Source organism: Blautia sp. BIOML-A1, from assembly GCF_009883055.1.
In the GTDB taxonomy this organism is placed as follows: Bacteria; Bacillota; Clostridia; order Lachnospirales; family Lachnospiraceae; genus Blautia_A.
Window position 1 is genome coordinate 1 of record NZ_WWVR01000091.1, and the last position, 2658, is coordinate 2658.

Sequence of the window (2658 nt, forward strand, 5' to 3'; positions counted from 1 at the left end):
GCTATCCTCGCGTGCCCCGCGATTTTTTGCCCGGACACGGGCATATTTCTTACTTATTGTCTTGTCCGGATACGGACTTTTTATTGTGCTGTCATGCACATTCTGTAAAGATTCTTTTTCCCTCATTCATGATGTTCACTGCTGCATTTACATCACGATCCATTCTGCTTCCACATTCACAGTAATAAATTCTTTCAGATAAAGACAATTCGGCTTTTTTCTTTCCGCATACACTGCATATCTTACTGGATGCGAAATAACGATTTACTTTGATCAGATATTTTCCGCGTTCCTCCAGTTTATATTCCAGCATAGACAGAAACAGACCATATCCATTATCATATATACCTTTCCCAAAATGAAGTCCTCCTGCCATGCCTTTCAGATCCAGGTCTTCCACGCATACTGCATCGTAGTTCTCTGCAAGACCTGCACTGAGTTTATGCTGGAAATCTTTTCTCTGATTTCGGATCTTTTCATGACACAGCGCAACCCGTTTCTTCTGTTTTTCATAATTCCGACTGCCTCTCTGGCATCTGGACAGTTTCCGCTGTTCCCGTGCAAGCTTTTTCTCTGTATTCCGGTAGAACATCGGATATCCGGCTCTTTCACCGGTAGAAAATACACACATCCCATGCATGGCAAAATCAATCCCCAGAAATTTTTCTGCCGGTCTTTTTTCTACTGTTTGGTTTTCACAGCAAAATAACAGACTTGCAAAATATTTTCCGGATGNTCAATCCTTTCCATTGCCAAAAGTAGGAATAAAAAACCCCAGTGCTGCAACACTGGGGTTTTTCTTTGTACTTCCACTATGGATGCTTTCTTTTTTTGCCTACTGGCATTATAGCATATGCAAAAAAGTAATTCAATATGCTTTCTGGAATGGCTTTGAAAATAAAACCTCATTTCTAAAAGAAAACGAAATTTTATAAAGAAATCGTGACATGCTCCCACCACTTAAATCTCTGATTTTGAAGTGGGGGCTTCTTGCTCAATGGCTCTACTGAGCCAAGTATCTACAAGCTATCCTCGCGTGCCCCGCGATTTTTTGCCCGGACACGGGCATATTTCTTACTTATTGTCTTGTCCGGATACGGACTTTTTATTGTGCTGTCATGCACATTCTGCAAAGATTCTTTTTCCCTCATTCATGATGTTCACTGCTGCATTTACATCACGATCCATTCTGCTTCCACATTCACAGTAATAAATTCTTTCAGATAAAGACAATTCGGCTTTTTTCTTTCCGCATACACTGCATATCTTACTGGATGCGAAATAACGATTTACTTTGATCAGATATTTTCCGCGTTCCTCCAGTTTATATTCCAGCATAGACAGAAACAGACCATATCCATTATCATATATACCTTTCCCAAAATGAAGTCCTCCTGCCATGCCTTTCAGATCCAGGTCTTCCACGCATACTGCATCGTAGTTCTCTGCAAGACCTGCACTGAGTTTATGCTGGAAATCTTTTCTCTGATTTCGGATCTTTTCATGACACAGNATTTCTAAAAGAAAACGAAATTTTATAAAGAAATCGTGACATGCTCCCACCACTTAAATCTCTGATTTTGAAGTGGGGGCTTCTTGCTCAATGGCTCTACTGAGCCAAGTATCTACAAGCTATCCTCGCGTGCCCCGCGATTTTTTGCCCGGACACGGGCATATTTCTTACTTATTGTCTTGTCCGGATACGGACTTTTTATTGTGCTGTCATGCACATTCTGTAAAGATTCTTTTTCCCTCATTCATGATGTTCACTGCTGCATTTACATCACGATCCATTCTGCTTCCACATTCACAGTAATAAATTCTTTCAGATAAAGACAATTCGGCTTTTTTCTTTCCGCATACACTGCATATCTTACTGGATGCGAAATAACGATTTACTTTGATCAGATATTTTCCGCGTTCCTCCAGTTTATATTCCAGCATAGACAGAAACAGACCATATCCATTATCATATATACCTTTCCCAAAATGAAGTCCTCCTGCCATGCCTTTCAGATCCAGGTCTTCCACGCATACTGCATCGTAGTTCTCTGCAAGACCTGCACTGAGTTTATGCTGGAAATCTTTTCTCTGATTTCGGATCTTTTCATGACACAGTGCAACCCGTTTCTTCTGTTTTTCATAATTCCGACTGCCTCTCTGGCATCTGGACAGTTTCCGCTGTTCCCGTGCAAGCTTTTTCTCTGTATTCCGGTAGAACATCGGATATCCGGCTCTTTCACCGGTAGAAAATACACACATCCCATGCATGGCAAAATCAATCCCCAGAAATTTTTCTGCCGGTCTTTTTTCTGCTGTTTGGTTTTCACAGCAAAATAANGATGCAAAATAACGATCTACTTTGATCAGATATTTTCCGCGTTCCTCCAGTTTATATTCCAGCATAGACAGGAACAGGCCATATCCATTATCATGTACGCCTTTTCCAAAATGAAGTCCTCCTGCCATCCCTTTCAGATCCAGGTCTTCCACGCATACTGCATCGTAGTTCTCTGCAAGACCTGCACTGAGTTTATGCTGGAAATCTTTTCTCTGATTTCGGATCTTTTCATGACACAGTGCAACCCGTTTCTTCTGTTTTTCATAATTCCGACTGCCTCTCTGACATCTGGACAGTTTCCGCTGTTCCCGTGCAAG

Annotated in this window: 3 protein-coding genes; all 3 read right to left on the reverse strand. The window is 41.3% G+C overall.

The genetic code is table 11. The features are described from left to right. Window positions 1-91 precede the first annotated feature (91 nt). Window positions 92-712, reverse strand: a complete 621-nt coding sequence (locus GT674_RS16800; protein WP_243149190.1) for an RNA-guided endonuclease InsQ/TnpB family protein — start codon at window positions 710-712, stop codon at window positions 92-94. A gap of 404 nt (window positions 713-1116) precedes the next feature. Next, window positions 1117-1566 (reverse strand): RNA-guided endonuclease InsQ/TnpB family protein, encoded by a 450-nt coding sequence (locus tag GT674_RS16810; protein ID WP_442859866.1) that lies wholly within the window; start codon window positions 1564-1566, stop codon window positions 1117-1119. A gap of 156 nt (window positions 1567-1722) precedes the next feature. Next, the coding region (locus tag GT674_RS17565; RefSeq protein WP_243149189.1) for an RNA-guided endonuclease TnpB family protein at window positions 1723-2658 on the reverse strand (936 nt) is incomplete at its 5' end.